General features: G+C 46.1%; 1 protein-coding gene. It reads left to right on the top strand.

What is annotated here, in order from left to right; genetic code table 11:
- Positions 1-86 precede the first annotated feature (86 nt).
- On the top strand, positions 87-397 hold a 311-nt coding region (locus A3751_RS00510; RefSeq protein ID WP_197466061.1), incomplete at its 3' end, for an alkaline phosphatase family protein.

Genomic DNA, 397 nt, shown 5'->3' on the forward strand with positions numbered 1-397 from the left:
TGAAGACAGATACCATCTTCGACTGGTGCGCCAATAACAAAGTACCTTACTACTGCTCCAACTGGCGGGAATCCGAAGAAACGGTGGTGGAAGCCAACAAACGGGAAATAAGCAAAGGCGAGATCAAAATGGCCTATGTATACCTACCTAAGCTCGATGCCTTAATGCATAACTATGGCACCAAGCATGACAAGGTTAACGAGAAGATTCGATGGCTTGAAGATCAGGTTCTGGATGTCTATGAGACAGCCAAACAGCACTACAAAGAGGTGTCGCTGTATGTCATTTCCGATCATGGAATGGCCGATGTCTCAGGGAGCGTCGATCTTATCAAGAAAATCAACGGTCTTGGTCTCACCTATGGCGAAGACTATGTTGCTATGTATGACTCCACCAT

This window comes from Oleiphilus sp. HI0080 (assembly GCF_001635135.1).